Below are 2,925 nucleotides of genomic sequence, written 5' to 3' on the forward strand. Positions count from 1 at the left end.
ACGCGTGTCTTCCAGCAGCTCTTTTTGATTGAGCCCAAAACCACGCCAGAACAGGTTGCCTTCGGCGATTTGCGTGTCTTCCCACCACTGCGCAAGCAACGTCTGACCTGGCACACAGGCTTCCATACCCAGGGTGCACAACGCCGCCTGAATCGCGAACGACCAGCCGTGGCGCAAGTGATTGGGGTCATACGCGTATAGCGCATTGAGCAGGTACTGGCTGCGCAGCAGTTGCAGATGCGATTCAGCACGCGCATCGGCGTGTGCTTGACACTCGGCAATACGTGCTTCGAATTGCTTGAGCGTTTCGTCCACTTCGGCCAGGTCGAGCTGGTCGAACAACTTGAGAGTGTTCTCGCCCGCGCGCTGTTTGCTGGCCTCGATCTGTGCTTCGCGCCCCTGACGATTGAGCCGCCTGCCATCGCTGCGCATGGCCTCTAGCCCATCAATGACGCCGATGGCATCACGCAGGACGAATACCGCGCCCTGTTCGGCGTGCAGTTTGTCGCGGATGGCTTCGAGCCGTTGTTGGCTGAGTGCGCTCACTCAGTCGACCTTCTTGTCCTTGAACGACCTGCGCTTGAACGGCGGCAACGGACTATCTAAACGATCCTTGGCGGAATTGGCTCTAAGGCGTGTTCCAATCTCCGTGCCAAAGTCTTCGGCGACAGTAGATCTAGGCACCGGTTTACCCGGCCGCCCGGCCTCTTCGATGATCTTAGGCCAGCGTGGCTGATGGCACAGCAGCAATGAGACCCAGTGACAGAATGCGAGCAGTGCAATCAAAGGCGAGAGCAGCGTAACAGCGATAATAGTGGTCAACCGGCTGCCGTTTCGCCAAGAGAACGACATGAAGCGTAACGCTGCATGCAAGGGCTCAAGCGTCAACGGATGCAGCTTCAACAAGCGCTTCGGCTGTGGCACGGACTCAGGCCCTTCTTCCATGTACCGGCGAATGTATTCCCAGAAACCTACCAACTCGGCATTGCCGCTCATTGGCCGGCCAAGCATCATCATTTCATCGTAGCCAGCACCGGTCTGCTCGGACATGAACCCTAGGACAAGCACGCCACCAATACCGGTGTATTCCTCGTCAGTCGGACTGACAGCCGCAATAACGGCATCCCAGGGCAAAGTTATTACTCCGCCAGCATACTTAGGTCGATTGAGGTGGACTTGACGAGTGACATGATTGAAACGAGCGACAATGTGGCGATGAGTAAATAGCTCAGCGCGCACCCAACCCCAGCCAAACCTCCACATAAAATAATTCATGACCAACCACAATACTGAAGCAAGCACCCCAAACAAAAGCGTCCCTAAATCATATGGCGAAACATACAGAGAACCATTAAAAAATATACTAAATGGTGTATACACCATTCCAAGCCATGCAAACATATTCAAGCACAACATAACAGCAAGGAAGAAAAAGGTTATTACACCGCGCTTATCCTCCTGAAATGAGGCGCGCACATCAATAAAGCGGTCGTTGCACAGATAAAGCGAATTTGCATCAGTAGGGCATTCACTAGCTGATTCATTTAACGGAATCGACTGACTGTCAGATTGATTACTCGAATCTGTTAAACGCTGTCGCGTTGTGCTTTCCCTTGCAGCCATCATCGCGTCGTTTTTAGCACGAACCTCATCCGACTGGGTCAGACAACTCCACGAGAACCGCTCAAATAAATACATTAGATATCCACCATCTTCTTAAACGCCATTTCCAACTCTAACAACTCATCAACCTCTGCCTTAAACTTTTTATCAGTCTTATTTTTTCTGAATACCGACTTCTCACACCATTTCTCAATAGCTTGGGGTTCCAACCATATAACTATCGCACTCACCGCCAAGGTTACCCATGCCAATCGAGCCAAGGCAGTTCTAAGTCCGAGCATTATTGCCTTCTCAGCTAGGGCAGTGGCGTATATATCAAGCTTAGCCAGCAATTTTAATATTAAAGGATCACTCACGCGCATCATCAACAATCTCAAGTAGGGCCCACTGCCCCCTATTGCTACCCGTAGGGAAAGCGAGGCTACCCAAATTACCAGAGCTCCTCGGGTGCTATAAGCAAAAGCTAGGGCATTACGGCTTTTCTTCGCGTGCTCGTAAGTACTTCCAAAGTCTAGAGCCGCGCCAATTACCCCACCCACAGCCCCCAACATTCCGCCATACAACTTCAACCCCGCCCCCCACGCCGATGCAATCCGCCCCGTTGCCGTTTCTAACCCATGCCGCTTCACCGTCCACTCCGCCCCGGTCTGCATCAGCCCCAGCGAAGCCGACACTGTCGCCAGCGCCGCAGCGGCGAACTCGGCCTTTTCCTTGTCACCATTGGGCATGGCCTGGGCCTTGTAGTAGAGCTGAAACGCCTCGTACAAGCCGGTGATCACGCCCAAGCGCAGCGCATAGAAGTTGCCGATTTTCCCGGACTCCAGTTCCATCTGCACCGAGCGCCGCACGCGAACCTGCAACTGTGCTCGCGCCGTGTTCAGGCTCTTGGCGGTCTTCGCATCCGCCAGCTCTTCAAGCTGCAACTGCGGGGCAAATTTTCCCAGGCGCCAGTTCATCGCGGTGACCAGCACATGGGCCATGGCCTTGTCGGCGCGGTTGGGCGCGGCGTAGGTGAACACTCCCTTGGCCATCTGTGCGTACCAGCCCATCAACACGCCGACCTGGGTGCGTGCAAGCCAGTCCATCGGCGCCAGTTTTTCCCCTTCGGCCAGCACTTTGTTGGCTTTTTCGAACGACTTCAAAATGTCGTTGGCGCGTTTGATCTCCTTCACCACGGCGCCGACCGAGTCCTTGACCGTGAGCCGTTCAAAGAGCGATTTGCTCTCCTGCAAACCTACACGCGTGTCTTCCAGCAATTCTTTTTGATTGAGCCCATACCCACGCCAGAACAGGTTGCCTTCG

At 54.1% G+C, this 2,925-nt stretch carries 3 protein-coding genes; all 3 read right to left on the minus strand.

Translation table 11 applies throughout. The features are described 5' to 3' along the window. On the minus strand, window positions 1–546 hold a 546-nt coding region (locus NPS29_RS28600), incomplete at its 3' end, for a hypothetical protein (RefSeq protein ID WP_425312564.1). Next, window positions 547–1,698: a DUF6708 domain-containing protein gene (locus NPS29_RS28605; RefSeq protein ID WP_274136858.1), complete on the minus strand. Its 1,152-nt coding sequence runs from the start codon at window positions 1,696–1,698 to the stop codon at window positions 547–549. Beyond that, window positions 1,698–2,925: hypothetical protein (locus NPS29_RS28610; RefSeq protein WP_274136859.1), on the minus strand; the 1,228-nt coding region annotated here is incomplete at its 5' end. The genes NPS29_RS28605 and NPS29_RS28610, both read right to left, overlap by 1 nt.

Origin of the sequence: Pseudomonas putida (assembly GCF_028682175.1) — a bacterium.
GTDB lineage: Bacteria > Pseudomonadota > Gammaproteobacteria > Pseudomonadales > Pseudomonadaceae > Aquipseudomonas > Aquipseudomonas putida_AD.

Coding starts and splice junctions, on each gene's coding strand:
- NPS29_RS28605 (WP_274136858.1), bottom strand. CDS start 1,698: ATGTATTTATTTGAGCGGTTCTCGTGGAGTTGTCTGACCCAGTCGGAT.